Below are 26,847 nucleotides of genomic sequence, written 5' to 3'. Positions count from 1 at the left end.
CGCATTTAGCGCCAGTCGAATAGTGGTGTTTCACCCAATGGTTTCTCTTCAACAACCGGAGCCTCGGCCTGTTCTTTCCGATGTGCTGCTTCTAAAATAATTTTCGCGTCTTCTAGCGCCAACAGAAATTCATCGAGGCACTCGCGTAATTCATTTCTTGAGAGAAGCTCAAAGTCACCGCGGTTCCACACGAGGGGCTGGCGTTTCGCTGAATCGCCTTTTCCAACTTTTGGGAAGCAGAGAAATTCGCCAGGCGATTTCCTAAAATCGGTTAGCGAAAACACAGCATCCTCAAAAATCGTGGCGAGCAAACGCATTTGCCAGATGGTCAACGGGAAGTTTGCCCAACCCACTGTAAAGATAGGAACCTGAAGCCCATTCTCAATGATGGTTATGAGGGGCTTCACGGGAACGACAAGCCCCTTACCAACTCGAAATGGTTCAATTATTTCGTCAAAACACGGCTTGCCGAAGTAGCCCCTTTTTTCATCGTAGTCATAAAACGCCTCAACGTACTCGCCGACAATACCACGGCTATTTGCGCGTCCCTTCGACATTGCCGCAATCAACGCGGTGCGCCGATCGAGTCCATAGACAATTCGGTCTCGAATAATCGGCGACGCCGCAGAATACGTAGTCGTTGGAAAGCCGGTCACAAATCTAACGAGTTCTTTCGTCGTTCGGGCGCGATCCGGAAAAACATATCGGACCCAGTTGTGAGCGTAGGGAGGCCTGCTAAGTTTGCTTATCTGCACGAGCGTTCCTCATTAGTGCCGGGTTTGACGTAAGAAATATTGCTGGATGAGATCGTCGGATATCTCCATTCCAGGATTGCTCCTCCCCGAAGCATTATACACTAGGTCCCACGGCCCACCTTTTTCATGGGACATATTCACAAGTTTTGTCGCCCCCAAGCGCATGTATTTGTCAATTATCGGATGCAGGAAATTTGCATCAGGCCCGCTTATAGTTTCGTATACGGGCACTCTCTTCAAAGAATTTAAATCGAGCCTCGTGGCTCTTGTTCTAATATCGGCAGCTCCAAAAGATTTAAATTCCGAATATATCTCCCTAATTACTGGACCGTAGTCCCAAGCCTCGATCTTTGCTTCAATTAACGGCTCTCCAAAATTAGCTAGATATGTGGAATGCAGAAAATATATTATTTTGTTGATCTCAAGATTTGTAATCCCCAGCCCTTCTGCGTCCGCACGATCGAGCACCAAATTTGCAATATAACGTGAGTCGTAGGCCATGCAAGAAATTGTACCCTATTTGTTCCCGGATGTCAGGCAAATTGCAAATGCGCTCACACCGCCGCGACGAACCCGTCCAGCACGCGTTTCTGGCCGGCCTTGTCGAAGTCGATGGTCAGCTTGTTGCCTTCGATGGCGGAAATGTTGCCGTTGCCGAATTTCTGGTGGAAGACGCGGTCGCCGACGTTGAAGGCGGACGGCTTGTCGGCGACGGATTTGGCGACCAGCTCGCCGTCGATGGTGCGGCCCTTGACCGAGGTGCGGCCGGCGCCGTAGCCGCTGTCCGTCTCGCCATAGCCGATGCGCTCGACCTGATGGCCGGAGCGCGAGCCCCAGTTGCGGTCGGTGGCCTCGGTGCGGTTGGCCTGCGCGCGCTGCCAGCCTGGCGTCGCATAGGTGTTGGAGAAGGCGCCGGATTTTTCGGTGTCGGCGCCGACATTGTCGAAGCGCGAAGCGCCATAGGGGTTCTGTCTTCCCGCGCCCTGACCGCCGCGACCGGAGGCAAAAGAACCGCCGCCGTATGAATTGCCGTAGCCGCCATAGGAGTTGCCGCTTTCGGCGACCTCGACATGGGCGTTCGGCAATTCTTCGAGGAAACGCGACGGGATCGTCGACTGCCACAGGCCGTGGATCTGGCGGTTGGAGACAAACCAGATATGCAGGTTCTTCTTGGCCCGCGTCAGGCCGACATAGGCCAGGCGGCGCTCTTCCTCCAATCCGGAACGGCCGCCTTCGTCGAGCGCGCGCTGGTGCGGAAACAAGCCTTCCTCCCAACCGGGCAGGAACACGGTCTCGAATTCGAGGCCCTTGGCCGAATGCAGCGTCATGATGCTGACGGCGTCGAGCCCGGCATTCTGCTCGGCATCCATGACGAGTGCTACGTGCTCGAGGAAGGAGCGCAGCGATTCGTACTCCTCCATCGAGCGGATCAGCTCCTTAAGGTTCTCCAGCCGGCCTGGCGCTTCGACCGAGCGGTCGTTCTTCCACATGTCGGTGTAGCCGCTCTCTTCGAGAATGGTCTCGGCGAGTTCGGTGTGCGGCGTTGTGTCCAGCGCCTTTTGCCAGCGCTCGAAATTGGCAGCCACTTCGCGAAGGGCTGCGCGCGGTTTCGGCTTCAGTTCGTCGCTTTCGGCGAGCTTGGCGGCGGCTTCCAGCATCGGGATGCGCAGCGCGCGCGCCGTGTCGTGGATCTGGCGGATGGTGGCTTCACCAAGGCCGCGCTTGGGCACATTGACGATGCGTTCGAAGGCAAGGTCGTCGGCGCCTTGCGCGACGACGCGGAAGAAGGCCATGGCGTCGCGGATTTCCAGACGTTCATAGAAGCGCGGGCCGCCGATGACGCGGTAGTTGAGGCCGAGCGTGATGAAGCGGTCCTCGAAGGCCCGCATCTGGAAGGAGGCGCGGACCAGGATCGCCATGTCGTTGAGATTGTGCTTTTGCCGCTGGTAGGTCTCGATGGTCTCGCCGACGGCGCGGGCTTCCTCCTCGGAATCCCAGGCGGCATGGACATGCACCTTGCCGTCATCCGGCTCGTTCCGGTCGGTGAACAGCGTCTTGCCGAAACGGCCCTCATTGTGGGCGATGAGGTGGGAGGCGGCGCCAAGGATGTGCGCGGTCGAGCGGTAGTTGCGCTCCAGGCGGATGATGGTGGCGCCGGGGAAATCCTTGTCGAAGCGCAGGATGTTGTCGACCTCGGCGCCGCGCCAGCCATAGATGGATTGATCGTCGTCGCCGACGCAGCAGATGTTTACTTTGTTGTCGCTCACGGCCGTACGCGAGCTTCGCTCGCTGGCCTCCGCGGGGGCGGCCTGGCCGGCCGACGCCCGGTCGGGCTTGCGGCCTTCGGCCGATCGCACATCCGTCGATGTCGACGCGCGCCCGGCATCAGGCCGCTGCGCCAGCAACCGCAGCCACATATACTGGGCGGTGTTGGTGTCCTGATATTCGTCGACGAGGATGTATTTGAAGCGCTTGTGGTATTCCTTCAGCACATCCGGATTAGCGCGGAAGATGCGGATCGGGTGGCAGAGAAGATCGCCGAAGTCGCAGGCGTTCAGGGTCTTCAGCCGCTCCTGATAGGCCTTGTAGAGTTCACGGCCCTTGCCGTTGGCGAACGCGCGCGCGTCGCCCTCGGCGATGTCGGCCGGACCTTGCCCCTTGTTCTTCCAGCCGTCGATCATCTGGGCGAACTGCTTGGCCGGCCAGCGCTTGTCGTCGAGTCCCTCGGCCTGGATCAGCTGCTTGATCAGCCGCACGACGTCGTCGGTGTCGAGGATGGTGAAGTCGGATCTCAATCCGGCAAGTTCGGCATGGCGGCGCAGCAGCTTGACGCCGATCGAGTGGAAGGTGCCGAGCCACGGCATGCCCTCGACATTGCCTTCGCCGATCAGGACGCCGATGCGGATCTTCATCTCGCGGGCGGCCTTGTTGGTGAAGGTGACGGCCAGGATCTGCGACGGGAAGGCCTTGCCGGTGGCGAGGATGTGGGCGATGCGGGTGGTGAGCACGCGGGTCTTGCCGGTGCCGGCGCCGGCCAGCACAAGAACCGGACCTTCGGTGGTTTCCACCGCCAGCCGCTGCTCGGGGTTCAGCCCCTTCAGATAGTCGGGTGCATTGTTGTGGCCGCCACGGGCAGCCATGGCGCGCGCGGCAATACCCGACGGGGCCGAGGGCCGCGCATTGGGTTCATCGAAAAAGGGCATGTCTTCGGAAAAGCCGGACATCGCCCCGAATGTAGTGATTCGGGGGCGAAAGACCAGAAGTGTCTACGTTTTGTTCCGGCAAAGTGCCTGATATCGCCGTTCAGGCCTTGCAGTAACCGAGAGTGACGAAAACCGAACGAGCGCGCCTCGTCGGTCGTCATGGCGCCGAGACTGCTGGAAACCCTGATACAAGCAAGATGGATTGCCACCATGGCGTGTGGCCAACTTGACAGGCGCGGCGGTCAGGAGAAAGTTGTGTCCTGGGCAGGAACGATTGCGTCGGGCTGTCCTTGGCGTCGCAAAGCGCAACAGTCGAAGGAGTATCATCTTGGCTGTCACCACCACCTCCCTCGTCCTCTTGCTCATAGGCCTGGCGCTCGGCGGCGGCGGTATCCGCTTGGCTTCGCTGGGCGGCAGCTGGTACTATATCGTCGCCGGCCTCGCCTTCCTGATCGCCGCCTGGCTGCTCTACCGACGCAGATCCACCGCGCTGTGGCTCTACGCGGCGATCGTGCTCGGCACGCTGGCCTGGGCCGTCTGGGAGACCGGCTTCGACTGGTGGGAACTTGGGCCCCGCGGCGGCATCATCGTGCTGGTGGCGCTATGGCTGCTGACGCCGTCGGCGAGGCGTGGTCTTGCCGGGCCTGACGCGCGCGCGCCGCTCATCCTTGCCGTGCTGGCATCGCTTGCCGTCGCCGGTTATTCGATGACAGCAGATCCGAAGGACATCGCTGGAGAACTCGACACCGACAAGGTGATCCCCAACGCCAACCTCGGTAACAATGTGCCGGCCGGCGAATGGCACTATTACGGCCGCACGCAGTTCGGCCAGCGCTATTCGCCGCTCGACCAGATCACACCGGACAATGTCGCCAAGCTGCAACCGGCGTGGACCTACCAGACTGGTGACGTGAAGGGTCCGGACGACATCGGCGAGACCACCTATCAGGTGACGCCGCTGAAGATCGGCGACACGCTCTACATCTGCACGCCGCACAATTTCGCCATCGCCATCGACGCCGCGAGCGGCAAGGAGAAATGGCGCTACGATCCCAAGGTCAAGCTCGACAAGGACCGCCAGCACCAGACTTGCCGCGGCGTGTCCTATTATGCCGATGCGGCCATCGCCGCCGGCCAGCCATGCGCTGCCCGCGTCTACCTGCCGACCTCGGACGCGCGGCTGATCGCGCTCGACGCCGCCAACGGCCAGGTCTGCCCCAGCTTCGCCGAGGGCGGCACGCTGAACCTTCTGACCAACATGCCCTATCCGAAGTCGGGCTATTATTACTCGACCTCGGCGCCGCTGATATCAGGTGGCAAGATCATCGTCGGCGGCGCGGTCAACGACAATTATTCGACCCAGGAGCCGTCCGGCGTCATCCGCGCCTACGACGCTGCCACCGGCAAGCTGCTATGGAACTGGGATTCCGGCAATCCGGACCAGACGACGCCGCTGGCGGCCGGCCAGACTTACACCGCCAACTCGCCCAACATGTGGTCGACGCCGAGCGCCGACGAGAAGCTCGGCCTGCTCTATGTGCCGCTTGGCAACCAGACGCCGGATCAACTCGGCGCCGGGCGCAGCGCCAATGTCGAGAAGTTCTCGTCGTCGATCACCGCGCTCGATCTCAACACCGGGCAGTTGCGCTGGGTGCGGCAGACCGTGCACCACGATCTCTGGGACATGGACGTGCCGGCGCAGCCGAGCCTGATCGACATCACCAAGGCCGACGGCACGGTGGTGCCGGCACTGGTCGGGCCGACCAAGCAGGGCGACCTCTATGTGCTCGACCGCCGAACCGGCGAGCCGGTCATCGCGGTCAACGAAGTGCCGGCGCCCGGCGGCGCCATCGAGGGCGACCACACATCGCCGACGCAGCCGGTCTCGGATCTTACCTTCATGCCGAAGCCGCTCACCGGCGCCGACATGTGGGGTCTCACCATGTTCGACCAGTTGGCTTGCCGGATCGAATTCCAGGGCCTGCGCTATGAGGGCCGCTACACACCGCCTTCCGTCCAGGGCTCGCTGATCTATCCCGGCAATTTCGGCACCTTCAACTGGGGTGGCGTCGCCGTCGATCCGGTCCGGCAGGTGCTGTTCGGCATGCCGACCTATCTGGCGTTCAAGTCGCAGCTCATTCCGCGCGATCAGGTACCGCCGCCGGACGAGGGGCGCGGCAGCGAGCAGGGACTGAACCGCAACGAGGGCGCGCCCTATGCGGTGGTGATGGGACCATTCCTGTCGCCGCTCGGCATTCCTTGCCAGGCGCCGCCCTGGGGCTATGTCGCGGGCGCCGATCTCAGGACCGGCACCATCGCCTACAAGCACCGCAACGGCACCGTCTACGACATGACGCCGCTGCCGCTGCCGCTGAAGGTCGGCGTGCCCGGCATCGGCGGGCCGATGATCACCGCCGGCGGCGTCGCCTTCCTGGGGGCCGCGGTCGACGACTATCTGCGCGCCTATGACCTGACATCGGGCAAGCAACTGTGGCAGGCGCGGCTGCCGGCCGGCGGGCAATCGACGCCTATGACTTACACGGTCGCCGACGGTCGCCAGTTCGTGGTCATCGTCGCCGGCGGCCACGGTTCGGTCGGCACCAAGCCGGGGGATTATGTGATGGCCTACGCGCTGCCGAAGTAGGGGATTGTTTCTGAGAGGTCAGCTTTTGCACGGGCGATCTTTCGGAACATCGCGCCGCCCCTCATCCGGCTGCCGCCACCTTCTCCCCGTATAGCGACGGGGAGAAGGGGCAATTCCTGCAGCGCTGGCGATTGACGAAACCATCGATGAAAGCGTCTTTCTCCCCGTCGCTATACGGGGAGAAATGCCCGGCAGGGCAATGAGGGGCAGCGCTACGCGGCGTCAGTAGCGAAACGATCAGCCAAGCCCGAGATGGCTCTTCAGGCTGGGCACCGAGCCGAGCACCTGGTTGGTGAGATCAGGGCCGGCGGCTGCTTCGGCCTGCTGGACCAGCATTTCGCCGGCCTTCTGGATCTGCGCCAAATCGAGGCCGGATGCCTTGAGCGCGGCGAGGCCGTTGACCAGCGCGCCGGCTTTTTCACCCAAAACGCCGCCAATTGCGCCCTGCAGCGATGACAGGAAGCCGCCCCCGGCCGGAGCGGCGGCCATGACGTCATATTGGTGGGCGAGATCATCAGCGCCGGCGATCTTGGCGAAAAACGCCGAGGCGCTGGTGCCTTCCGCCTCGTGTTCGAGCACCGAGAAAATGGTGCCGACGACTTTCTCCGTCGTCGCCTGGTCGAGGCCCGCTTTCTGCGAGACGGTGTTGACGATATCCTGGACGTTCATGGTCTGACCTCAACCTTGGGTTTTCTTGGATGCAGGCTGGCGCTGATTACCGCGGACCCTGATCATCGATCGCCTGGTGGAAGCGGCCGAGCGCAGTGCCAGCAGGGAGGCAGCGGCGAGCACGAAAACGGTGGCGAGGATCGGGGTGGAGAAGGTCATGGGTGTTGTTCCTTCTTGGTCGGAATGAGTGCAGATGCAGGGCAGGGACGAGACCGCCGCCGGCAGCTTCCCTAACATTGTGGCAGCAGCATCAAGATTGTCGAAAATGACCAAAATGTGATTGCAGCGGGTTCTGCCGCATCAAGGCTTTCGGGTGAGCACCGTCACCCAACCGTGACTGGACCATGCAGGTCTCGGCCCTATCTTGCGCCGCAACGAGACTTTCCGAAGCCGAGGAGCGCATCCATGACGAAAGCCGAAGCCAACACCAAGCCCGCCATCACTCAGGCGATGATCGATGCCTATGACGAATACACGCATCTGACGCTCGATCGCCGCCGCTTCATGGAGCAACTGACCAGGCTTGCCGGATCGGGCGCGGCGGCGGCGGCGATCGCGCCGCTTCTGGGGGCGAATTCCGCCCAGGCGGCAATCGTCGCCGACAACGATCCGCGGGTGAAGGGTGAGGACATCAGCTATCCCGGCAGCGCTGGCGAGATGAAGGGCTATCTGGTCAAGCCGGCGGATCAGGCGGGCAAGCTCGGCACGGTCATCGTCGTGCATGAAAACAGGGGACTCAACCCGCATATCCGCGACGTGGCGCGACGCGTGGCGCTGGAAGGGTTCGTGGCGCTGGCGCCGGATTTTCTGTCGCCGCTCGGCGGCACTCCGGCCGATGAGGACAAGGCGCGCGACATGTTCACCAAGCTCGATTCGGCGCAGACCATTGCCGATGGTGTAGCGACTGTCGCTTTCCTCAAGGGCGACAAGGACGGCAACGGCAAGGTCGGTGCCGTCGGCTTCTGCTGGGGCGGCGGCACGGTCAACATGCTTGCCGTCAACGCGCCCGATCTCAATGCCGCCGTCGCCTATTACGGCATGCAGCCGAACGCCGCCGATGTGTCTGACATCAAGGCGGCCTTGCTGCTGCACTATGGCGGACTGGACGAGCGCATCAATGCCGGCATCGATGCCTTCAAGAAGGCGCTCGACGCCGCGCATGTCGAATACACGGTCTATGTCTATGAAGGCGCCAACCATGCCTTCAACAACGACACCTCGGCCGCCCGCTACGACAAGAAAGCGGCCGATCTCGCCTGGGGACGCACGATCGCCTTCCTGAAGGAGAAGCTGGCGTAGCTTTCAGCGGGCTGGTTTGTGGAAGGCGACGCCGGCGACCACCAGCGCAATGCCGAGGCAATCGGTGGGGCTTGGAATCTGGCGCAGCACAATGACGCCGATCAGCGTCGCGGTGACCGGCAGTAGCGACAGCATCAGCGCGAAGCTGGCGCGCGGCAGCCGCGACATGGCGAGTTGGTCGCAGATGTAGGGAATGACGGAGGAGCAGATGCCGACGCCGACGGCGGCGAGCAGCAGCGGCCGTGAGAAAAAGGCCGGCAGTGCATCTCTGAAGCCGATCGGCAGCACGATGATGAAAGCGATCGCCATGGCGGCACCAAGACTGGCGATGCCGCCGCCCGCGCCGGAAGCGGCGATGCGGTGCCCGAGCACGATGTAGCCGACAAACAGAGTACCGTTGAGGAAGGCCCAGAACAGCCCAAGGGGATCACTCGACCATTTGACGTCGATGAGCAGCAAGGTGCCGGCGACGGCAACGGCAAGGGCGGCGAGATTGCGCGGGGTCTTGAGGCCGATCACCGCGACACCGATGGTGCCGACGAATTCGATCGCCGCCACCAGCGAGATCGGCAAGCGGTCGAGCGCCAGGTAGAACGAACAGTTCATCACCGCCAGGCAGGCGCCGAAGGCCAGCAACCGCAGCCGGGTCGAGCGATCGGCGCGGACGAGCGTTCGCCATGGACGGGTCATTGGTGCGAAGATCGGGGCGGCGGTAGCGATGCGCAGCCAGGCCATGCCGAGCACGCCGACATGCGGGAAAAGCAGCACGGCAAATGCCGGCCCGAGATAATGGAAGACGGCGCTGACGCCGAACCAGACATGCGGCGGCAGTGTTGTCGCCAGCCTGCGGAAGGGAAGGCCGGCAACAGCGGGGTCTGCCGCAGGAGCTTGCGTTTGATCATCCATCGGATCAGTATCGCAGGCGGTTTTGCCTGTTCATATGGGTGATGATTGGCTTTTCCAGCCGGTATCCTCACGGAAGCAAGGATCTTTCCATGAAACGCCTTCGGATTGAAAGCGCCGACCTCGATGCCGCGGATATGAAAATCCTGCGCTTGCTGGAAAAGGACGCGCGCATCAGCACGGCGGAGCTTGCGCGTTCGGTCGGCTTGTCGGCGCCGAGCGTGGCCGAGCGCATCAAGCGGTTGCAGGAGAGCGGGGTCATCGATGCCTATTCGGTCAGGATCAATCCCGCGGCACTCGGCCTGCCGGTGTCGGCGTGGCTGCGCATCCGTCCGGTACCGGGGCAACTGGCCGTCGTGGCCGAGATCATCCGCGATCTGCCTGAGATCGCACAATGCGACCGGGTGACCGGCGAAGATTGTTTCATCGCGCTGGCGCATGTCGGCTCGGTGGCCGAACTCGAACGGGTGATCGATCGCATCATCCCTTACGCGATGACCAATACGGCGATCATCCAGTCGTCGCCGGTGGTGGCGCGCTCACCACTGGCAGCGGTGAAGCGTACGGTTTAAGCAGGCAGGGATTGGTCGGCTCGAAGGTTTAAGCGTGGCCGCGCTTCAGGCGGGCGCGCTTCAGAATGGTGCGCCAGCGGATCATGTCGAACGGGATCGGTTCGTTGTTGTTGGCAATGTGGAATATCTCGTTGTCGACGTTCTTGAGCGAGCGCCAGAAATCATAGTCGGTGATGCGCGGATCGGCGGCCAGCCTGTCCACCTCGACCTTGATGTCGGTTTTCATGCACTTCCCTCGAACCGGCTTCGCCGCGCCGCCCGCATCGCAACCCTGTGCGGACCGTTTTCAACCGCTCCGCTGAGTCGTTCAACGGCTCAATTGGCTTTGTTCCCGTTAAAACCTCGGTAAGGTTAACGCGGGCGCGGGGCCGCTTCAAGCACCGCTGCCAGCCGATTTGAAGGTTCCGCGATTTTAGATTGTCGGTGTGCTTTGAAGCCCGGAACGGGATGGGTGTCGGCTTCGCCCCTATTTGCGTTTGATGCCGATCGAGCGGCCGGCGCGCTCTGGCATCGGCAGTGCCGAGTGGGCGGCGCGCATGGTTTCGACCTTGGCAAGCACATCGGCGGGGAAGGGCGCTACCTTCGGTCCGGACATGTCGACATGCAGCGAAAGCGATTCGGAGGTGGCGGCGAGCCAGCCGTCGACATGGCGGATTTCCTGGTAAACCCGCAGCCGCTTGTCATCATGGTCTATGAGTTGGAAGGAGACCGTGACCTTGTGCTCGAGATGCAACTCCTGCACGTAGCAAACATGGACTTCGGCCGTATAGATCGTGAGGCGGCGGTCCCTGGCATAGTTCGCCCCCATGCCCATTATGTCGAAGGCGTCGTCCGAGCAGCGGTCGAACAGCACGTTGTAATAGGCCATGTTGAGATGGCCGTTGTAATCGATCCAATCCTTCTCGATGTCCATCGGTCGGGAGACGAAGGGGGCGGAAATGGGCATCGAAACTTCCTTATGCTGGCGCTGGACAGAGCATGGCGGGTAAGACTACGCATCCATAATCGCACAACAAGGGTGGACGCTGGTCCATTCGCGGAGGAATTCATGGCTCTGAGCGACCTCAATCCGGTCGAACGCAACGAGGAAGGCATCGCTGCGGTGCTCGGCATCCTCAAGCAGCGGCTGGGCGAACGTTTTCAGACCGGCGAGGCCATCCGCTCCCAGCACGCGCACACCACCACCTATATTCCGACGCAGGCGCCGGACGGCGTGGCCTTTCCCGAGACGACCGCCGAGGTGCAGGAGATCGTGCGCGCCTGCGCCGCGCACCGCGTGCCGGTCATCGCCTTCGGCGTCGGCTCGTCGCTGGAAGGTCACACCAACGCACCGGGCGGCGGCATATCGGTCGACACGTCGCGTATGAACCGCATCCTGGCGGTCAATCCGCAGGATCTCGATTGCACGGTCGAACCCGGCGTCACCCGCGAGGATCTGAACCGGCATCTGCGCGACACCGGCCTGTTCTTTCCGATCGATCCGGGCGCCAATGCCTCACTCGGCGGCATGGCGGCGACGCGGGCGTCCGGCACCAACGCGGTGCGTTACGGCACGATGCGCGAGAACGTGCTGTCGCTGACGGCAGTCATGGCCGACGGCGAAACGGTGACGACCGGCAAGCGCGCGAAAAAGAGTTCGGCCGGGTATGATTTGACGCGACTGCTGATCGGCTCGGAAGGCACGCTCGGCATCATCACCTCGCTGACGCTCAGGCTACAAGGCATTCCGCAAGCGATCTCCGGCGGAGTCTGCCCGTTTCCGAGCGTCGAGGCGGCCTGCAACGCGGTCATCGCGACGATCCAGATGGGCATTCCGGTGGCGCGCATCGAACTGGTCAATGCGCTGCAGATGCAGGCGATGAAGAATTATTCGAAGCTCGACTATCCCGAGAGCCCGTGCCTGTTCGTCGAGTTTCACGGCAGCGATGCCGGGGTTGCCGAGCAGGCCGAGACTTTCGGCATGATCGCCGAGGAGAATGGCGGCGGGCCGTTCCTGTGGACCAGTGTCGCCGAGGAACGGACGAAACTGTGGAAGGCAAGGCACGACGCCTACTGGTCGTCGCTGACGCTGCGGCCGGGCGCCAAGGGCCTGTCGACCGACGTCTGCGTGCCGATCTCGCGCTTTGCCGAATGCGTCATGGAAACCGAAGCCGACATCGCCGAGATGGGCTTGATCGCACCGATCGTCGGCCATGCCGGTGACGGCAATTTTCACGTGCTGGTGCTGATGGACGTGAACGATCCGAAGGAGATCGCGCTGTCGGAAAAATTCGTCGCGCGGCTCAACATGCGGGCGATCGCCATGGATGGCACCTGCACCGGCGAGCACGGCATCGGCCAGGGCAAGATCGGCTTCCTGCGCCACGAGCTCGGCCACGGCGTCGACATCATGCGCACCATCAAGCAGGCGCTCGATCCCTTGAACATCATGAATCCGGGCAAGATATTGCCGGGAAACTAGGCGAGTCCTCCGACGCAAGGTTCACATACGGCTCATTACGACCGGGCAACGATGGAACCGAGATCGGCCGCACTGCGAGGTCCGAAACGGTCCGCCACCTTCGGAACCGATTCATAGCTTTCACGTTGCGGCAACCAACGGAACATCGTCAAAGCGGAGCGGTCGCCCATGAACTGGAAAGGCGTCTGGAAGAATCAATACGGGTCCATTGTCGAAATCACCGATGATGCGGACAATCGCATATCGGGATCGTTTCGAACCGCGCTGACGGATAGCGGGTTCCATGGCCAGGAAATTCCGATTTTGGGCGTGCACCGCGGTGACTGCATTAGCTTTGCCGGCGGCGGGAAAACGCCAGTCGGCGATGCAATCGTCTCTTATACCGGCCTCCTTCGGGAGGGAAAAATGGAGACTTTGTGGTTTGTCGTCTCGGATGCGGCGATTAAGGCCAGCGGCGAGGGCCAACCTGCGAAAATCGAAAAACTGAATTGGTGGCGTTCGATGTCGACCAGCGCGGACACGTTCCAAAGAAGCTAGTCCCAATGGCCAGCGAAGCCATTTGGCCTCGCACGACGCCGCTCTGGTCATCGCGGTAGGGCCAGCAGCGGGTGTCGACTATGTTCGCATGCGCCCAAAGCGGAAGTAAATCCCGGAGCGTTAGCGTGCGGCCGCAGGCTTCTCCTGCGCGCCCTGAACAAGTGTCTGCAGCATGGGGCGAGTTGGCGCGAAGAATGTCGTGCCGGTGTGCGGCGTCGAGAAATCAAGCAGGCGGTCGTAAGCGCCCGGCGGCTCACCGATGTACATGCGCTGAAGCATCTTCTCGATCACCCAGAGATATCTGGAATAGCCGATAAAATAGGTGCCGAACTCTTGCTGCCCCGGCCGGCCGAAGGGCATGTTGTCGCGCAGGATGTCGTATTCGTTGCCATCGGCATCCTCGATGGTGGCGAGCGATTTGTGCGACTTGCGCGGCGCGGCGTCATCGTCGATTTCGATGTTGTCGATCTTGGTGCGGCCGATGATCTCTTCCTGGAGGGGTGTCGGGGTCCGTGCCCACGCCTGGAGATCGTGCAGATATTTCTGCACGACGACATAGCTGCCCCCGGCGAATTCGGCGTCTTCATCGCCGACGAGTGCCGAGGCCGGCAGATCGAGGCCGGTCGGGTTGGCGGTTCCGTCGACAAAGCCGAGCAGGTCGCGTGCATCGAAATAGCGAAAGCCCGAGACTTCATCGACGACGGTCACGCCGTCACCGAGACTGTCGAGCAGAATGCGTTCGAACTCGAAGCACATGTCGGGGCGTTCGGACCGGATATGGAAGAGAAGATCGCCCGCTGTCGATGGCGCCGAATGAACGGCTCCCTTGATCGGCGCGAACGGTTTCAATTCGAGCGGGCGCCGATCGGGAGAGAAACGGTCCCAGAGATCGCGGCCGATGCCCGCTATGCACGACAGTCGCCCGGAGAGGTCGCGGAACCCGACGGTCTTCACCAGGTCATCAAGTTCGCCGAGCACCGAGGCGACCTTGGCGAGCGCGCTCTGTTCGCTGACGACAGTGACGACAAGAAAGACCGCCGAAAGCGACAGCGGAGCGTCGACGCTCTGCGCATCGATCGGCACCCGGTCCCAGTTCTTCCCAGACATTCGAATCTCCGCTTTGCCGGGATTTGTTTCAGATCACCGGACATCAGGCAACACTGGATGATTTGCCTCTTTATCGACACGCGGATGCGGGTAGAGTGCGGCAGAATTTCAATCAACCCGTTCGGAGCTGATGCTCGCTCGCCTGTTCGTGATCTTCGGTGGCCTTTTTGTGCTGGTGCTGTGTGCGGCGCTGGTGGTGCCGTATTTTGTCGACTGGACCAGCTACCGCGCCGATTTCGAACGCGAGGCGAGCGCCATTCTCGGCCGCAAGGTGACCGTGCGGGGCGACGCCACGGCTAGGCTGTTGCCGTTCCCGTCGGTGACCTTCGCGAATGTCGCCGTCGCCGGTGGCCCCAACGGCCAGCCGGCCATGACCGTCGAGACGTTTTCGATGGATGCGGAACTGGCGCCCTTCCTGCGCGGTGAAGTGCTGATCTTCGACATGCGGCTGGTGCGGCCGAAAGCGACCATCGATATTGCCAATGACGGCACGGTCGACTGGGCGATGCGGCCGTCCTCGCCCTTCGACCTCAACCAGATCTCGATCGAAAAGCTGACAGTGACCGAAGGTCAGGTCGAACTGCGCCATGCCGCCGGCGGCCGCAGCCATCTGATGTCCGAGATAAATTCGACCATCTCGGCCAAGTCGCTGGCTGGCCCGTGGCGCATGGACGGCACGCTGCGGCTGGATGGTCTTCGCACCACGGTCGCGGCGTCCACCGGCAAGGCCGAAGGCACAGGGCAGATGCGGCTTCGGCTGAAGGCCGATCCGGACGCCTATCCGCTGGTCATCGAGACCGACGGCAATGCCGGTATCGTCAATGGGGCTGCCGTCTATTCCGGCCAGTTCAAGATCTCAAATCCGGACAAGAATGGCGCCGACAAGAACAGCGCCGAGCTGCGCGGCACCGATGGCGAGACGAAGGTCAGCGCCGGCAAGCCCGATCCGGGCTTTCGGCTGAACGGCAAGTTTTCGCTCGACCACCAGAAGTTGGGCGTCGACGAATTTCGATTCGAGACCGGGCCGCTCGACAACCCCTACACCGCCGACGGCAAGGCCTCGGTCGATCTCGGGCTAGAGCCCAGGTTTGCCATCGAAGCCAGTGGCGCTCAGGTGCAGCTCGACGAGGCGGTGGGTGCGCAGGCTGGTGCCGGGCTGACATTGGATCAGCGCATTGCGGGGCTGGAGCAGGCATTGCTCGATATGCCGAAGCCGACCATTCCCGGTACCGTCGAGGTCAAGCTGCCAGCGGTGGTGGCCGGCGACACCACGGTGCGCGACGTTCATCTGTCCGCCGAGCCGGTCGATGGCGGCTGGTCGGTGAAATCGCTTGCCGCGACCTTGCCCGGTCGCACCACGCTGGAAGCCGATGGCATGCTCTTGCTCAACGTGGAGGGCCATTTCGGCTTCAACGGCTCGTTGCTGCTCGCCGTGGCGCAACCTTCGGGTTTTGCAGCGTGGCTGTCGAAGGACGTCGACGAGGCGATCCGCCGTTTGCCCGCCGCCGGCTTCAAGGCCAAGGTCGACCTCTCGGAAAAGCGGCAGGCCTTCAGTGATCTCGAACTGATCCTGGGCAAGGCGAAGTTTTCCGGCCGCATCGATGCTAGCCAGCCTGACGATGCCAAGCCGTCGGTGCTGATGCGACTCGAAGGCGGCGAACTCGATGTCGACGGGCTGGCGGCCTTTGCCTCGATCTTCGTCAGCGACAAGGGTGCCAATCGCTTTGCCGACCGCGACCTCGATTTCCAGATCAAGGCCGGTCCGGTCAGCGCCGGCGGGCTGACCGCCGACACGGTCGATACCGCACTGAGGCTGCGCGACGGGCTGCTCGAAATCGACCGGCTGTCGGTGGGCGGGCTGGCCGGCGCCTCGATCAGCGCCACCGGCAGGATCAAGGATTTCCCGGCACGCCCGACCGGCAAGCTCGACGCCTCGGTGGTTGCCGTCGACCTGAAGCCACTGATGGATGTCGCCGCCCAGCATTATCCCGACAGCGCCGTGCTCAAAGGACTGGCAAGCCGTGCCGCCGCCTATCCGGAGCTGTTCCAGGATGCGCGCGTCGACCTGGTGGCGAGTGCGGCGGACAATGGCGACGGCACCTCGGGCCTGGCGGTGAGCGGGCAAGGCAAGGCCGGCGGCTCGGCTTTTTCCGCGTCGCTGTCGGGGAAGGGGGCGGTGGACAAGCTTCTCGAAGCTCCGGTGGCGCTGACCTTCAACGCTAAAAATCCTGACGCCACCGCGCTGCTGGCGCTCTACGGACTGCCGGCGCTGCCGCTTGGCATGCTGGGCGAGGCAAGCACGGACATCCAGGCCAAGGGCACGCTTGGCGGCGGCCTGGCGACGAGTTTCAGCCTTGCCGGCGATGACTTCAAGGCCGGTTTTGAGGGAACGATCGCCGATACCCCGCAAGGCCTCGCCGCCAAGGGCAAGCTTAGCCTCGATGCCGCCGACATCGAACCATGGCTGATGACATCAGGCATCGGCCTGCCAGGCATGGGTGCCGGCATGTCGACGTCGCTCTCGGCGCAGGGCGACTATGGCAACGGTCTGCTGGTGCTGGACGAACTCAGCGGCGCCATCAACGAAGCGGCGGTGTCCGGCGACGTCAATGTCGACGTTAAGGACGGTATGCCGCATCTGGCCGGCGCGCTGGTGCTCGACGAACTCGACCTCGATCCGATGGCGGTGACGCTGTTCGGCGATTCCGCCTTTCTTGCCGACAAGGAAGGAACCGATAAGAGTGGGGCGTGGCCGGCCACACCGTTCAGCCAGAAATCCAATCTGCCGTTCACCGCCGATCTCGACCTGACGACGGCAGCGCTTGCCGCCGGCCGGTTCGCGACCGCCTATGATGCCGCCTTTTCGCTCAAGCTCGACCAGGAAGGCATCCGCGTTTCGGATCTCAAGGCGAAATTGCTGGGCGGGGCGCTGACCGGCCTGTTCGAGCTGAAGAACAATGACGGCACCGGACTTTTCACCGGCCAGATGAAACTGGCTGGCGCCGATTTGGCGACCATGCTGCCGGATGCCGGCATCAGCGGCAATGGCGATTTCTCGGCGGCGCTGTCAAGCAGCGGCAAATCGGTCGAAGGAATGGTGGCCGCCTTGTCAGGCTCCGGTACGGCGGCGTTGAGGGGCTTGCAGGTCGCCGGCGTCAATCCCGATGCGTTCAGTGCATTCCTCGCCAAGGCGGATGCGATCGGGCGCGACATCGATGCGGCCAAGACCGCCGGCTTTGCGCCTGAAATTGCCGCTGATGGCAGTTTTGCCGCCAAGGATACCGATATCGCCTTCACGGTTGCCGGCGGTATGCTCAGGGCACCGCCGGTCAACCTCGAAAATCCGGCGGCGACCTTGTCCGCCGACATCACGGCCGATCTCAATACCAGCATGGTTTCCGCCAAGGGGACGATCGCCTATCGGCCGGGCGATGACGCCCTGGTCGGCTCCGAGCCGACGGTGAATTTCACCGCCGAGGGGCCCTTCGGCGCGGTGAAACGAGAGTTCGACAGCGAGCCGCTGGCGCAGTTCCTGACTCAGCGCGCGCTGGAAAGGGAGCAGCAGCGGGTCGAGGCAATGCAGGCCGAACTGCTCGAAAAGCAGCGGCTGCGGCGCGAGGTACGCTACTACGCGGCGCTGCAGGACGAGCGTGACAAGGCGGCCGAGGAATTGCGCAAGCAGGAGGAAGCAGCGCGGCTGAAGGCCGAAGCTGAGGCTCAGGCCAAAGCCGAGGCCGACGCCAAAGCTCGGGCCGACGCCGAGGCGAAGGCCAAGGCGGATGCCGACGCCAAAGCCAAGGCGGATGCGGACGCCAAGGCCGCTGTTGAACGGCAGGCCGCCGACGAGGCGGCCAAGGCGCAGGCCGAGCAGGAGCGGCAGAAGGTGGAAGAGGCGATGCATGTGGTCTCGCAGGAAAAGGCAAGGCTCGAGGCCGAACGCAAAGCCGCGCAGCAGCCTCCCAAGGTGGAGCGTGCGCCACTGCCGGAGGCCAACGGCAATCCGCCGCCGGCCAAGCCGAAATCCAATCCGTTCACGATCGACAATCTGCTGAAGTCACTGCAGTAGGCAGTAGGCAGTAGGCAGTAGGCAGTAGGGAAGGCCTTTCCGCCCGAAATCGTTTCAAAGAACGAGCAGTTGCGCGCCGTCCGCCACATAGCGGGCGTGGCGGAAATCCCGGACGGTCAGGAGTTTGCCGTCCTGCCAGGCCAGCAGGATGAAATAGGATGGCCGCGCCGCTGGATCGTCGCTGTCACGGACGAGGACTGCCGGCCTGTCTTCGACGAAGCCCGGCACGAAGCGCCAATCCCGCACCTGGGAATAATTGTGGAAATAGGTGCCGACCTCCTGGCGACCATTCAGCCGCGTCCTTGCCACCAGCTCCAGCCGCACCTCATCGGCCAGCATGTCGCGCACGGCGTCGAAGTCTCGGGCGTTGAATCGATCGATATAGGCGTCGAGCAACAGACGCTCAGCCGCGCTCAGCTTGGGGAGAGGGCGGTCGTCAGGTTCGTCCGCGAACCGACGCAGCCGGCCGCGGCCGCGATGCAGGGCCGCCTTGATGGCGGGGATGCTGATGTCGAGCGTGGCGCTGATCTCCTGCAGTGAATAGCCCAGAACGTCCATCATGATGACGCTGCTTCGCTGCGCGAGAGGGAGGCGCATGAAGGTATGGAGGCCGGCCGCCGCGGCCTGACGGTCGACGGTGGGGTTTGCCGGGTCGACGATCATGTCCGGGTCCTCATCGGAAAAAGTCTTTTCACGGGCTCGCCGGCGCAGGAAGTCGAGCGCCGCATTGTGGGCGATGCGGAACAGCCAGCCCTCAGGATTGGCGATCGGGCCGGCATTCGGCAGCGCCTCGAATGCCTTGGCCAGGGCGTCCTGCAGCACGTCCTCACCGTCGATGACCGAGCCCGTCATGCGGGCGCAATAGCGGTGCAGCTTTGGACGCAGTTCGCCGAACAGGCGGTCAAAAGGTTCGCGGATCTCGCCAGGAATGTTCATGCGCCTCTGTTCGCCGTTACTGGTCGAGCATACGGTAACTGCCCACCACGGTCATTTCCTCGCGCTGCGGACGTTCGATCAAGCGATCCCTGATGCCATTCTGAAAGGCCTCGAATGCCGCCAACCCGGTGATGATGTCGGCATGGGCCTCGGTTTCCGTCTCGACCAGATGGACAAAGGTCCCGTCGTCGGAACGCCATGTCATGTAGCGAACGCCTTCCGGCGATTTTTCCCGCAGCTCGTGGAACACGGCCTTGACCAGCCGTTCATTCTCGTCGGCCCGTTCCGGTTTCGTCCTGTAGCGTATCAGGTGGCGTTTCATCGAAGTTGTTCCTCTTGATTGCCCGCGCCCAGCAGGCCGCTCATGTCCGAGACGTTGCGGCGAAGCCAAAGGATTCGGGATGCCCGGGAAAATAATTGCGGGTGCGCCTGCCTGGGAACGCCCTGCCGCAGTTAGACGTCCGCGCTGCGTTTCGCCCAGCCCAGGACATAGAGCCTCAGCGCCGAGGACAGGTTGGTGTCGCGGGGCCGCGTCTCGTCGACCTCGGCGACAAGGGCGGCGAGCGTCAGCTTTCTGGTCGCCGCGATCGCGACGAGGTCGTCATAAAAAGGTTTTTCAAGGGAATAGCTGGTGCGGTGGCCGCGAATGGTCACCGAGCGCTTTTCGACCGCGCTCACGGCAGAGCGCTCATTGTTCGTTTTCGCCGCCGGATGGCTCGCGGCGGTGGCCAGCGACGAATTTTTCGGCCTTGTCGGCGATCAGGTGGTCGCGTTGCTTCTCACCTTTGGAACGGCCGTGCAACGCCCGGTTCTGGTCGGCAACGCGCACCTTTTCGCCCCGCGCCTTCTGCTTGCGGGCCTGGCGGAGGTTGATGATTTCGGCCATGGCGAGCTTGGCTTATTTCTTGCGGAAGGCGTCGAGCGAGACCACTTCGGCGCCCTTGGTGGCGGCGTCCGCCGCCGCGGGCTTCTTCTCCGCCTCGGCGGCGGCCTTCTTCTCGGCCTTCGGCTTTTTCTCGGAGACGATAGTCAATGGCTCGGGCGAGGCTTGAGCGGCTGGTTCCTCGGCCGCACCGTCCGTCTTGACGTCGAATTCGAGCTCGAAATTGACCGAGGGATCATAGAAGCCGCGCACGGCCGAGAACGGGATTTCGAGTTTCTCCGGCACGTCGGAGAAGGACAGGCCGACCTCGAAGCCGGTGTCGGTCACCTTCAGGTCCCAATACTGAAACTGGATGACGATGGTCATCTGCTCGGGATAGCGCTCGCGCAGACGCGACGACACGCGCACGCCCGGCGCGCCGGTCAGGAAGGTGATGAAGAAGTGGTGGTTGCCGGGGAGGCCGGTGCGCGCGACTTCGGCCAGGACCTTGCGCATGACGCCGCGCAACGCCTCCTGGGCCAGAATGTCATAGCGGATGTGGTCGTCGGCCATGTGACGGTAGGGTTCCATTGAATCGTCCGCATAGCTGTAATCAAGCTTTAGGGCGGCGTAAACCTGATATAGACCCCCACCGCACCGAGACGAGGACTATTGCCAACGATTTGATCGTTCAGACGCTGGCGAGCGCGGTCTGCTTTTCAACCGGTGTCGTGGAGCGGCGCTTGCCAAAGGCGCGCAGGAAGGTGCGCACGCCATTCGTCGCGGATTGCACAACTTCCTCCTCGCTCGGCGAGCCGCCAAGCATGAAGGTCGTCTGCAGTTCGGCATTGACGAGGCCAAGGAACTGGCGTGCCGCCACATCGGGGTCCTCGATCGCGAGGTAACCGCCATAGGCAAGGCGGGCAAAGCGGGCGGCGATCGCCGGCCATGTCCTGCCCGGTCCCTGTTCGCGCCACTCTGCAAACAGTTCGGGATAGCGCTCGCCTTCGGTCTGGATCAGCTTGCGCAGGAATTTTCCGTCGCGGCTGCAGATGCAGTTCTGGTTCAAGCGCACGGCAAAGCCGATCAGATCCGCTTCGAGATCCTTGGGCTGATCGGGGAAGGTGGCGATGGTGGCGAAGATGCCGGCATTGCAGCGTTCGGTCAGATCACGAACTATCGCGACGAACAATTTCTCCTTGTCACCATGATGATTGTAGATGGTCTGGCGCGAGACGCCGGCCTCGGCGGCGATCAGATCGATGTTGGCGCCGGCGAACCCTTCGCGGCAAAACACGGCAGCCGCGGAATCGACGATCGACAAACGCTTGGCCTCATGGCCGCGTGGCGGGAAAGTGTCAGGAGAAACGTGCAGCTTCATAAAAATCTATATAGAGGTGATTGACGAATTAGACAAGACTGTCTAAATTTGTGGACATAACATAAAGAGATTTCGCCCGCTGAGACGAATAAAATTCGCTCTTGGGTGTCGGAATCTCATGGGATGGAACGTCCTAAGGTTAGACGTCGCCCGCGGCGGCAACCAGACTTGAAAGAAGCCTATATCATGAGTCCCAAATTCCTCCGCATAGCGGTCGTGCTCGGCCTGTTGTCCGCCATCGGCCCGTTCGCCATCGACATGTATCTGCCCGCATTGCCGTCGATCGGCGCCGATCTCAACGCCGGCACCGCTTCCGTGCAGATGAGCCTGTTGATCTTCTTCCTGTCGATGGGCTTCGGCCAGATCGTCGTCGGGCCGATCTCGGACATGGTCGGCCGCAAGCTGCCGCTTTATGGCGGCCTTGCGCTGTTCATGGTCGGCGGCATCGGGTCGGCAATGGCGCCGACCATCGAATGGCTGATCGCCTTCCGCTTCCTACAAGGGCTTGGCGCCAGCGCCGGCATGGCCGTTCCGCGCGCCATCGTTCGCGACCTGCATACCGGCAATGAGGCCGCCAAGCTGATGTCCTTGCTGATGCTGGTGTTTTCGGTGTCGCCGATCCTGGCGCCGCTGACCGGCAGCCAGATCATCGAGAATTTCGGCTGGCGCGCCGTGTTCTGGACGGTGACGGGCGCGGCACTGCTGGCCACCATCCTTTTGGCAACCTCGCTCAAGGAGACGCGGCCGGTGGAAGACCGCGCCGGATCCTCCTTCGGCACCGCGCTGTCGGGCTATCGCTTGCTGATGGGTGATCGCAACTTCCTCGGCCTGACGGCGATCGCCGGCTTCGGCATCGCGAGCTTCTTCGTCTATCTGTCGAGTTCGTCATTCATCCTGATCGATCATTACGGGCTGTCGCCCTCGGTCTACAGCGTATTCTTCTCGATCAATGCGGTTGCCTTCATCGGCATGTCGCAGATGACGGGATTGCTGGCCGAGCGGTTCGGCCTGCGGCGCGTGGTGCGCGTCGCGGTGACCGGCTATGCAACGACGATGGTGGTGCTGTTCGCGGTGATGGCGACCGGCATCGACCGGCTCGACGTGATGGCGGCACTGCTGTTCGTCGGCTACGGCTTCCTCGGTCTGGTCATCCCGACCACTTCGGTGCTGGCCATGGAAGAACATGGCGAGATCGCCGGTACGGCTTCGGCGCTGATGGGCACGCTGCATTTCGCCATCGGCGCACTCGCCATGGGCGTTGCCGGCGTGTTCTTCGACGGCACGCCGCTGCCGATGGTGGCCGGCATCACGCTGTGCGCGGTGATCTCGTTCACGCTGGCCAAGGTCACGCTCGGCCGTTCGCGCGAAACCGTCCAGGCCCCGGCGGAATAAACACTCGCCATTCCAAACAAAGGGCCGGGTTCTCCCCGGCCTTTTTCATATCGATCCTGCCTCGGCGAGCACGAAGCGCAACCGCTCCTCGACCGGTGCCAAAGGTAGCGGGACCGTTCGTAGCCACGTTCCGTATAGACGCCGACCAGTGCATGACAGGTGCGTACGGCCTCATCAGGCGTCTGCTTACGCTCCTCATCCTGCGCGAAGATCTCCGGCCATGGCGGGGCGACGAAGACGGGCGGGCTGGAGCGGAAACGTTTCGCTGCGCAACTGACATGCTGGGGCACCGGCAGGCCGCTCAGCCTGAGATAGCCAAGCGTGTCCGGCACGCCGCGATCGAAGAAAACAGGGCGCCCGGTCTGTTCTCGCGCAATTTGATACGAGCGCATCTCCCATGACAGCATCAATTCGGCGAATAGCGTGCGATCATGCCAGGGCAAAGCGAGTCCGCCAATGGCGGACTGGTCGCGGATGATGCCGCGCCCGGCTTCGACGGAAGCCGGCCCGGCGCAAGGCCTCGATCAAGGTGGTCTTGCCGGAGCCTGGATCTCCGGTCAGCATGAAGAATCGATCGGAATCGCTTCCGCATTTATCCATGGAGAGGCGCGCGAGGTGCCGCGCCTCGGCGGCTGACAGGTCGCACAAGGATTTGCCTGGACTGGGAGCTGCCGTTGCGCGTGACGCATATCGAAGGAGGAGTGAGAAGTGGAGGTTTCTGTTGCCAGGTACCTCCGAACCCCGCCTAGAAGTGCGAACCCCTAGGGCTTGAATTGAAGCTATCGCACCGCTTACGCGGCGAGACGTGCTTCCGCATAGTTGTCATTTGCAACTACAGGTTTAGCCCGATAACGGTGGTACCATGCCGGGCAAAAGTACGATCTTTACACCTTCGTCGATCCTATTTCGCCCCCAGCAAAAACCGCTGTCGCCGACAGCGGCTTTTGGTGGAGGCGCCGGGTACCGCCCCCGGGTCCGAACGGCTTATTTCATCGCCCATTTATCGCCATAGTCGGTCAAGCCGACAAGACGAATATAGTGACCCATCGCAAGAAATGAAAGGCCGCAATGGCACTTTGTTCCCGTCAAAACCGCATCTCCAAAGGGTTGACTTGGGCGCGGTCTCCACCGAAGCTTTGCCACGGTGAGGAGTAGCCGACCTAAAGGCACAAGTTGCAGCAGCGCCACAGCCTCATCGATCGGATCCGTGGCGCCGACGAGGGGAATTTTGATGGCCGACTATCTTGCAGACGTGAAGAAATACGACGCTGGTGCCAGTGCGGATTCGGTCGAAAAGATCGTAAAGCACCTGGGCATCGCGCTCAGAAACCGTGATTCCTCGCTGGTATCCTGCACCGACCTGAAGGAGCTTGGGCGCGTCAGGGACAACTGGGTCGCCAAGAAACTCGGCATCAGCGACGCGGCGAAGGCCGATGCGGCAATCGAGAAGACTTGCAAGGCAATGGCTGCTGACAACACCAAGAGCCGGGTGACTTTTTACTACCTGGTCGCGAAAGACCTGGGCAAGCTCGGCTCCCTCTGAGACCTTTTGATAATTCTACTCTGGCAGCCGACTAGCGCGGTTTGCGGCGCTTCCGGTGCTCATGTACTTTAAGTACGCTCCGCTCCGGTTCTCGAAAACCAGGCCATTCGACTCGCCAGAGCGAATTCTGAAAAGGTCTCCACGCACCCGGCCCCGTCCGCGAAGATGGGGATGACTTCAGACAAGCGTGGCGTCAGCGCGCACATGAGCTATTATTGGTGAAATCTCGAATCGAGCCGGAACCGATGCGCCAATATCTCGACCTCCTGCAGCACGTGCTGGACAGCGGCGCCGATCGCGGCGACCGCACCGGCACCGGAACACGCTCAGTCTTCGGCTACCAGATGCGTTTCGACCTGGCACGCGGCTTTCCCGTCACCACCACCAAGAAGCTGCATCTCAAGTCGATCGTCCATGAACTTCTGTGGTTCCTGGCCGGCGACACCAACATCAAATACCTGACCGACCACGGCGTTTCGATCTGGGACGAATGGGCCGACGAGAATGGCGATCTCGGCCCGGTCTACGGCAAGCAATGGCGCTCCTGGCCGGATGGTCATGGTGGCTCGATCGACCAGATTGCAAATATTCTCAATGAGATACGCAAAAATCCTCAATCGCGGCGGCTGATCGTTTCTGCTTGGAACCCCGCCGAGGTCGAGGCGATGGCGTTGCCGCCCTGCCATTGCCTGTTCCAGTTCTACGTCTCGGAAGGCCGACTTTCCTGCCAGCTTTATCAGCGCTCCGCCGATATCTTCCTCGGCGTGCCGTTCAACATCGCTTCCTACGCCTTGCTGACCCTGATGGTGGCGCAGGTAACCGGGCTGAAACCCGGCGACTTCGTTCACACGCTTGGGGACGCGCATCTCTATTCCAACCATTTCGAGCAGGCGCGCGAACAGCTGCGGCGCACGCCTAGGGGGCTGCCCACGATGTGGATCAATCCGGAGGTGAAGGACCTCTTCGCCTTCCGATTCGAGGATTTCCGGCTGGAAAACTACGTCGCCGATGCGTCGATCAAGGCGCCGATCGCGGTATGACGGTCGACGAAGAGCAAGGAAGATAGATGGCTTCAGGATCGTTGGTAAGGACCGACATCGATGCCGGCATCAACCTAATTCGGGCTCTTGATGAAAAGGGATTTGGAGTTGCAGCCGCATTATGGTTGTACAACAGTGACGTCGACAATTGGCGCATGATCATCGCCTATCGAGGTCCACGAAAGGATCTTGAGAAGAAATATCTCGATGCAGCAACCATTGCCGCCGACTGGCGCAAGGCACGTCCTCAAGAACCTATTTTAGATCTTAGCAAGGTGAAGATCACATCAGCGGACGACCGGCTCATCGCCGGCTTAGGTATCGCCATGCGAGTTGATGGTCTAGGAGAGGTGCGATTTTCACATAACACCATCAATGGCATCTATGTCGAAGATGCCTTGATTCATAGGCTTGCCGCCTAGACCTTATTAAGACGTGGCCGATCAATCGATGCCGACCCTCACGTTCGAGGCCTTGTCCACGGCATAGGCCTGTTTGCCCTTCTCCAACTCGAGATCGGCGACGGACTCGTCGGTGATCGCGGTGACGATGGCACCGCCAATGTCGATCCTGGCATGCGAAGTGGTGCTGCCGGGCCTTCCCTTGTTATATTCATGCAGATATATCGGTGGGCAGGCTTCGAGCCGATCGGTTTCGAACCAGGGAGAGTTTTCCATGACGCGCAAGGGTTTTGGATTGAGGGCGATCGCCATTGGCGGTTTGGCGGCGACGTTGATGGCAGTGCCGGCAGCACACGCGGAAGACAAGGTGGTGGTGTTTGCCGCGGCCAGCCTCAAGGACGCGCTGGATGCGGTGAACAAGGCCTGCGAGGCCGATGTCGGCGAGGCGGCGACCGTCTCCTATGCCGCAAGCTCGGCGCTGGCCAAGCAGATTGAGGGCGGGGCACCAGCCGACGTCTTCATCTCGGCCGACCTCGACTGGATGAAATATCTCTCCGACAAGAAGCTGACCAAGCCGGACACCGAAGTGAAGCTTCTCGGCAACGAGATCGTGCTGGTGGCGCCGAAGGACTCGGCGGTTGAAACCAAGATCGAGAAAGGTTTTGACCTCGCCAAGCTGATTGGCGACGGCAGGCTGGCCATGGGCGACTTCAAGGCGGTGCCGGCCGGCAAATACGGCAAGGCCGCACTCGAATCGCTCGGCGTCTGGTCCTCGGTCGAGGGCAAGGTGGCGCAGGCCGAGAATGTGCGCGCAGCGCTGAAGCTGGTTTCGACGGGCGAAGCAGCCCTTGGCATCGTCTACGCCACCGACGCGCATGCCGAAAAAGGCGTCAAGGTGGTCGGCACCTTTCCGGAGGATTCGCATCCGCCGATCATCTATCCGGTTGCCCAGACCGCCGATTCGAAGGACAAGGATACGCCGGCTTTCCTGAAATGCCTGCGGTCGGCAAAGGCCGGCGCACTGTTCAAGGATCAGGGTTTTACCGTGCTCGCGCCGAGCAACTGAGTTCCAAGGG

At 62.1% G+C, this 26,847-nt stretch carries 27 protein-coding genes, 1 other RNA gene and 1 pseudogene; 11 read left to right on the top strand and 18 right to left on the bottom strand.

Features of this window, described 5'->3' with window-relative positions:
- Positions 1 to 5: 5 nt before the first annotated feature.
- The 3 genes from NKG99_RS06065 to NKG99_RS06055 all read right to left on the bottom strand — a co-directional run bounded on the left by NKG99_RS06065 (position 6) and on the right by NKG99_RS06055 (position 3,979).
- Positions 6 to 656 (bottom strand): hypothetical protein, encoded by a 651-nt coding sequence (locus NKG99_RS06065; protein WP_352865257.1) that lies wholly within the window; start codon positions 654 to 656, stop codon positions 6 to 8.
- Between the two features lie 111 nt (positions 657 to 767).
- A complete protein-coding gene (locus tag NKG99_RS06060; RefSeq protein ID WP_352865254.1) occupies positions 768 to 1,256 on the bottom strand; it encodes a Panacea domain-containing protein in 489 nt (162 codons plus the stop codon).
- A gap of 53 nt (positions 1,257 to 1,309) precedes the next feature.
- Entirely contained in the window at positions 1,310 to 3,979 is a 2,670-nt protein-coding gene (locus tag NKG99_RS06055; protein WP_352865252.1) for an ATP-dependent helicase, read from the bottom strand.
- A gap of 307 nt (positions 3,980 to 4,286) precedes the next feature.
- Between NKG99_RS06055 and NKG99_RS06050 the strand changes: the two genes are divergently transcribed.
- Positions 4,287 to 6,602, top strand: a complete 2,316-nt coding sequence (locus tag NKG99_RS06050) for a glucose/quinate/shikimate family membrane-bound PQQ-dependent dehydrogenase (protein ID WP_352865249.1) — start codon at positions 4,287 to 4,289, stop codon at positions 6,600 to 6,602.
- 237 nt (positions 6,603 to 6,839) lie between these two features.
- Here the strand turns inward: NKG99_RS06050 and NKG99_RS06045 are convergent, their stop codons facing one another.
- A complete protein-coding gene (locus NKG99_RS06045; RefSeq protein ID WP_352865246.1) occupies positions 6,840 to 7,271 on the bottom strand; it encodes a hypothetical protein in 432 nt (143 codons plus the stop codon).
- 9 nt (positions 7,272 to 7,280) lie between these two features.
- On the bottom strand, positions 7,281 to 7,430 hold the full coding sequence (locus NKG99_RS06040) for a hypothetical protein (protein WP_352865244.1): 150 nt from the start codon (positions 7,428 to 7,430) through the stop codon (positions 7,281 to 7,283).
- Positions 7,431 to 7,676: 246 nt separating this feature from the next.
- Between NKG99_RS06040 and NKG99_RS06035 the strand changes: the two genes are divergently transcribed.
- Positions 7,677 to 8,570: a dienelactone hydrolase family protein gene (locus tag NKG99_RS06035; RefSeq protein ID WP_352865242.1), complete on the top strand. Its 894-nt coding sequence runs from the start codon at positions 7,677 to 7,679 to the stop codon at positions 8,568 to 8,570.
- 3 nt (positions 8,571 to 8,573) lie between these two features.
- Here the strand turns inward: NKG99_RS06035 and NKG99_RS06030 are convergent, their stop codons facing one another.
- The gene (locus tag NKG99_RS06030) at positions 8,574 to 9,476 is read right to left on the bottom strand and encodes an EamA family transporter (protein WP_352865240.1); all 903 of its coding nucleotides are present in this window, start codon (positions 9,474 to 9,476) and stop codon (positions 8,574 to 8,576) included.
- An 89-nt stretch (positions 9,477 to 9,565) separates the two neighbouring features.
- Here NKG99_RS06030 and NKG99_RS06025 point away from each other — a divergent pair, with 89 nt between their 5' ends.
- On the top strand, positions 9,566 to 10,045 hold the full coding sequence (locus NKG99_RS06025) for an Lrp/AsnC family transcriptional regulator (protein WP_352865237.1): 480 nt from the start codon (positions 9,566 to 9,568) through the stop codon (positions 10,043 to 10,045).
- A 28-nt stretch (positions 10,046 to 10,073) separates the two neighbouring features.
- Here the strand turns inward: NKG99_RS06025 and NKG99_RS06020 are convergent, their stop codons facing one another.
- The gene (locus NKG99_RS06020) at positions 10,074 to 10,271 is read right to left on the bottom strand and encodes a hypothetical protein (protein ID WP_284271956.1); all 198 of its coding nucleotides are present in this window, start codon (positions 10,269 to 10,271) and stop codon (positions 10,074 to 10,076) included.
- Between the two features lie 240 nt (positions 10,272 to 10,511).
- On the bottom strand, positions 10,512 to 10,991 hold the full coding sequence (locus tag NKG99_RS06015; protein ID WP_352865235.1) for a thioesterase family protein: 480 nt from the start codon (positions 10,989 to 10,991) through the stop codon (positions 10,512 to 10,514).
- 102 nt (positions 10,992 to 11,093) lie between these two features.
- Here NKG99_RS06015 and NKG99_RS06010 point away from each other — a divergent pair, with 102 nt between their 5' ends.
- Both NKG99_RS06010 and NKG99_RS06005 read left to right on the top strand, forming a co-directional pair.
- Entirely contained in the window at positions 11,094 to 12,506 is a 1,413-nt protein-coding gene (locus tag NKG99_RS06010) for an FAD-binding oxidoreductase (RefSeq protein ID WP_352865232.1), read from the top strand.
- Between the two features lie 168 nt (positions 12,507 to 12,674).
- Positions 12,675 to 13,043, top strand: a complete 369-nt coding sequence (locus NKG99_RS06005) for an avidin/streptavidin family protein (RefSeq protein WP_352633642.1) — start codon at positions 12,675 to 12,677, stop codon at positions 13,041 to 13,043.
- A gap of 120 nt (positions 13,044 to 13,163) precedes the next feature.
- Here NKG99_RS06005 and NKG99_RS06000 read toward each other — a convergent pair whose 3' ends face one another.
- Complete coding sequence (locus NKG99_RS06000) at positions 13,164 to 14,150, bottom strand: Dyp-type peroxidase (protein WP_352865229.1); 987 nt, start codon at positions 14,148 to 14,150, stop codon at positions 13,164 to 13,166.
- 130 nt (positions 14,151 to 14,280) lie between these two features.
- Here NKG99_RS06000 and NKG99_RS05995 point away from each other — a divergent pair, with 130 nt between their 5' ends.
- Positions 14,281 to 18,216, top strand: a complete 3,936-nt coding sequence (locus NKG99_RS05995; protein ID WP_352865226.1) for an AsmA family protein — start codon at positions 14,281 to 14,283, stop codon at positions 18,214 to 18,216.
- Between the two features lie 54 nt (positions 18,217 to 18,270).
- Here NKG99_RS05995 and NKG99_RS05990 read toward each other — a convergent pair whose 3' ends face one another.
- The 6 genes from NKG99_RS05990 to NKG99_RS05965 all read right to left on the bottom strand — a co-directional run bounded on the left by NKG99_RS05990 (position 18,271) and on the right by NKG99_RS05965 (position 21,395).
- Positions 18,271 to 19,152 carry a sigma-70 family RNA polymerase sigma factor gene (locus tag NKG99_RS05990; RefSeq protein ID WP_352865224.1) on the bottom strand — a complete coding sequence of 294 codons (882 nt, stop codon included), beginning with the start codon at positions 19,150 to 19,152 and terminating at the stop codon, positions 18,271 to 18,273.
- A 16-nt stretch (positions 19,153 to 19,168) separates the two neighbouring features.
- The gene (locus NKG99_RS05985; RefSeq protein WP_352865221.1) at positions 19,169 to 19,474 is read right to left on the bottom strand and encodes a hypothetical protein; all 306 of its coding nucleotides are present in this window, start codon (positions 19,472 to 19,474) and stop codon (positions 19,169 to 19,171) included.
- Between the two features lie 131 nt (positions 19,475 to 19,605).
- Positions 19,606 to 19,830: a ribbon-helix-helix domain-containing protein gene (locus tag NKG99_RS05980; RefSeq protein WP_352865218.1), complete on the bottom strand. Its 225-nt coding sequence runs from the start codon at positions 19,828 to 19,830 to the stop codon at positions 19,606 to 19,608.
- Positions 19,831 to 19,840: 10 nt separating this feature from the next.
- Positions 19,841 to 20,038, bottom strand: a complete 198-nt coding sequence (locus tag NKG99_RS05975; protein ID WP_352865216.1) for a DUF4169 family protein — start codon at positions 20,036 to 20,038, stop codon at positions 19,841 to 19,843.
- 12 nt (positions 20,039 to 20,050) lie between these two features.
- On the bottom strand, positions 20,051 to 20,587 hold the full coding sequence (locus NKG99_RS05970) for an SspB family protein (RefSeq protein WP_352865602.1): 537 nt from the start codon (positions 20,585 to 20,587) through the stop codon (positions 20,051 to 20,053).
- A gap of 118 nt (positions 20,588 to 20,705) precedes the next feature.
- Positions 20,706 to 21,395 carry a TetR/AcrR family transcriptional regulator gene (locus tag NKG99_RS05965; RefSeq protein WP_352865213.1) on the bottom strand — a complete coding sequence of 230 codons (690 nt, stop codon included), beginning with the start codon at positions 21,393 to 21,395 and terminating at the stop codon, positions 20,706 to 20,708.
- A 186-nt stretch (positions 21,396 to 21,581) separates the two neighbouring features.
- Between NKG99_RS05965 and NKG99_RS05960 the strand changes: the two genes are divergently transcribed.
- Positions 21,582 to 22,787 carry a multidrug effflux MFS transporter gene (locus NKG99_RS05960; protein WP_352865210.1) on the top strand — a complete coding sequence of 402 codons (1,206 nt, stop codon included), beginning with the start codon at positions 21,582 to 21,584 and terminating at the stop codon, positions 22,785 to 22,787.
- A gap of 45 nt (positions 22,788 to 22,832) precedes the next feature.
- On the opposite strand, the pseudogene NKG99_RS05955 reads toward NKG99_RS05960, so the two are convergent.
- Positions 22,833 to 23,387: pseudogene (locus tag NKG99_RS05955) on the bottom strand (AAA family ATPase).
- A 107-nt stretch (positions 23,388 to 23,494) separates the two neighbouring features.
- Positions 23,495 to 23,852, bottom strand: a transfer-messenger RNA (tmRNA) gene (gene ssrA, locus NKG99_RS05950).
- A 166-nt stretch (positions 23,853 to 24,018) separates the two neighbouring features.
- Here ssrA and NKG99_RS05945 point away from each other — a divergent pair.
- From NKG99_RS05945 to NKG99_RS05935, 3 genes are all read left to right on the top strand, one after another.
- A complete protein-coding gene (locus NKG99_RS05945; RefSeq protein WP_352865208.1) occupies positions 24,019 to 24,330 on the top strand; it encodes a DUF2853 family protein in 312 nt (103 codons plus the stop codon).
- Between the two features lie 245 nt (positions 24,331 to 24,575).
- Positions 24,576 to 25,370, top strand: coding sequence for a thymidylate synthase (locus NKG99_RS05940; RefSeq protein ID WP_352865600.1), 795 nt, complete (start codon positions 24,576 to 24,578; stop codon positions 25,368 to 25,370).
- A 26-nt stretch (positions 25,371 to 25,396) separates the two neighbouring features.
- Positions 25,397 to 25,792, top strand: a complete 396-nt coding sequence (locus NKG99_RS05935; RefSeq protein ID WP_127328913.1) for a hypothetical protein — start codon at positions 25,397 to 25,399, stop codon at positions 25,790 to 25,792.
- A gap of 21 nt (positions 25,793 to 25,813) precedes the next feature.
- On the opposite strand, the gene NKG99_RS05930 is transcribed toward NKG99_RS05935, so the two are convergent.
- Complete coding sequence (locus tag NKG99_RS05930; RefSeq protein ID WP_352865205.1) at positions 25,814 to 26,047, bottom strand: TOBE domain-containing protein; 234 nt, start codon at positions 26,045 to 26,047, stop codon at positions 25,814 to 25,816.
- Here NKG99_RS05930 and modA point away from each other — a divergent pair.
- The gene (gene modA, locus NKG99_RS05925; protein ID WP_352865202.1) at positions 26,046 to 26,837 is read left to right on the top strand and encodes a molybdate ABC transporter substrate-binding protein; all 792 of its coding nucleotides are present in this window, start codon (positions 26,046 to 26,048) and stop codon (positions 26,835 to 26,837) included. The two genes, NKG99_RS05930 and modA, sit on opposite strands and share 2 nt — an antisense overlap.
- The last annotated feature ends 10 nt before the right edge of the window (positions 26,838 to 26,847 follow it).

The organism is Mesorhizobium sp. M1409, from assembly GCF_040317535.1.
GTDB lineage: Bacteria > Pseudomonadota > Alphaproteobacteria > Rhizobiales > Rhizobiaceae > Mesorhizobium.
The sequence above is the reverse complement of the archived record's forward strand: the minus strand, read 5'-3'. Positions and strand labels throughout refer to the sequence as shown.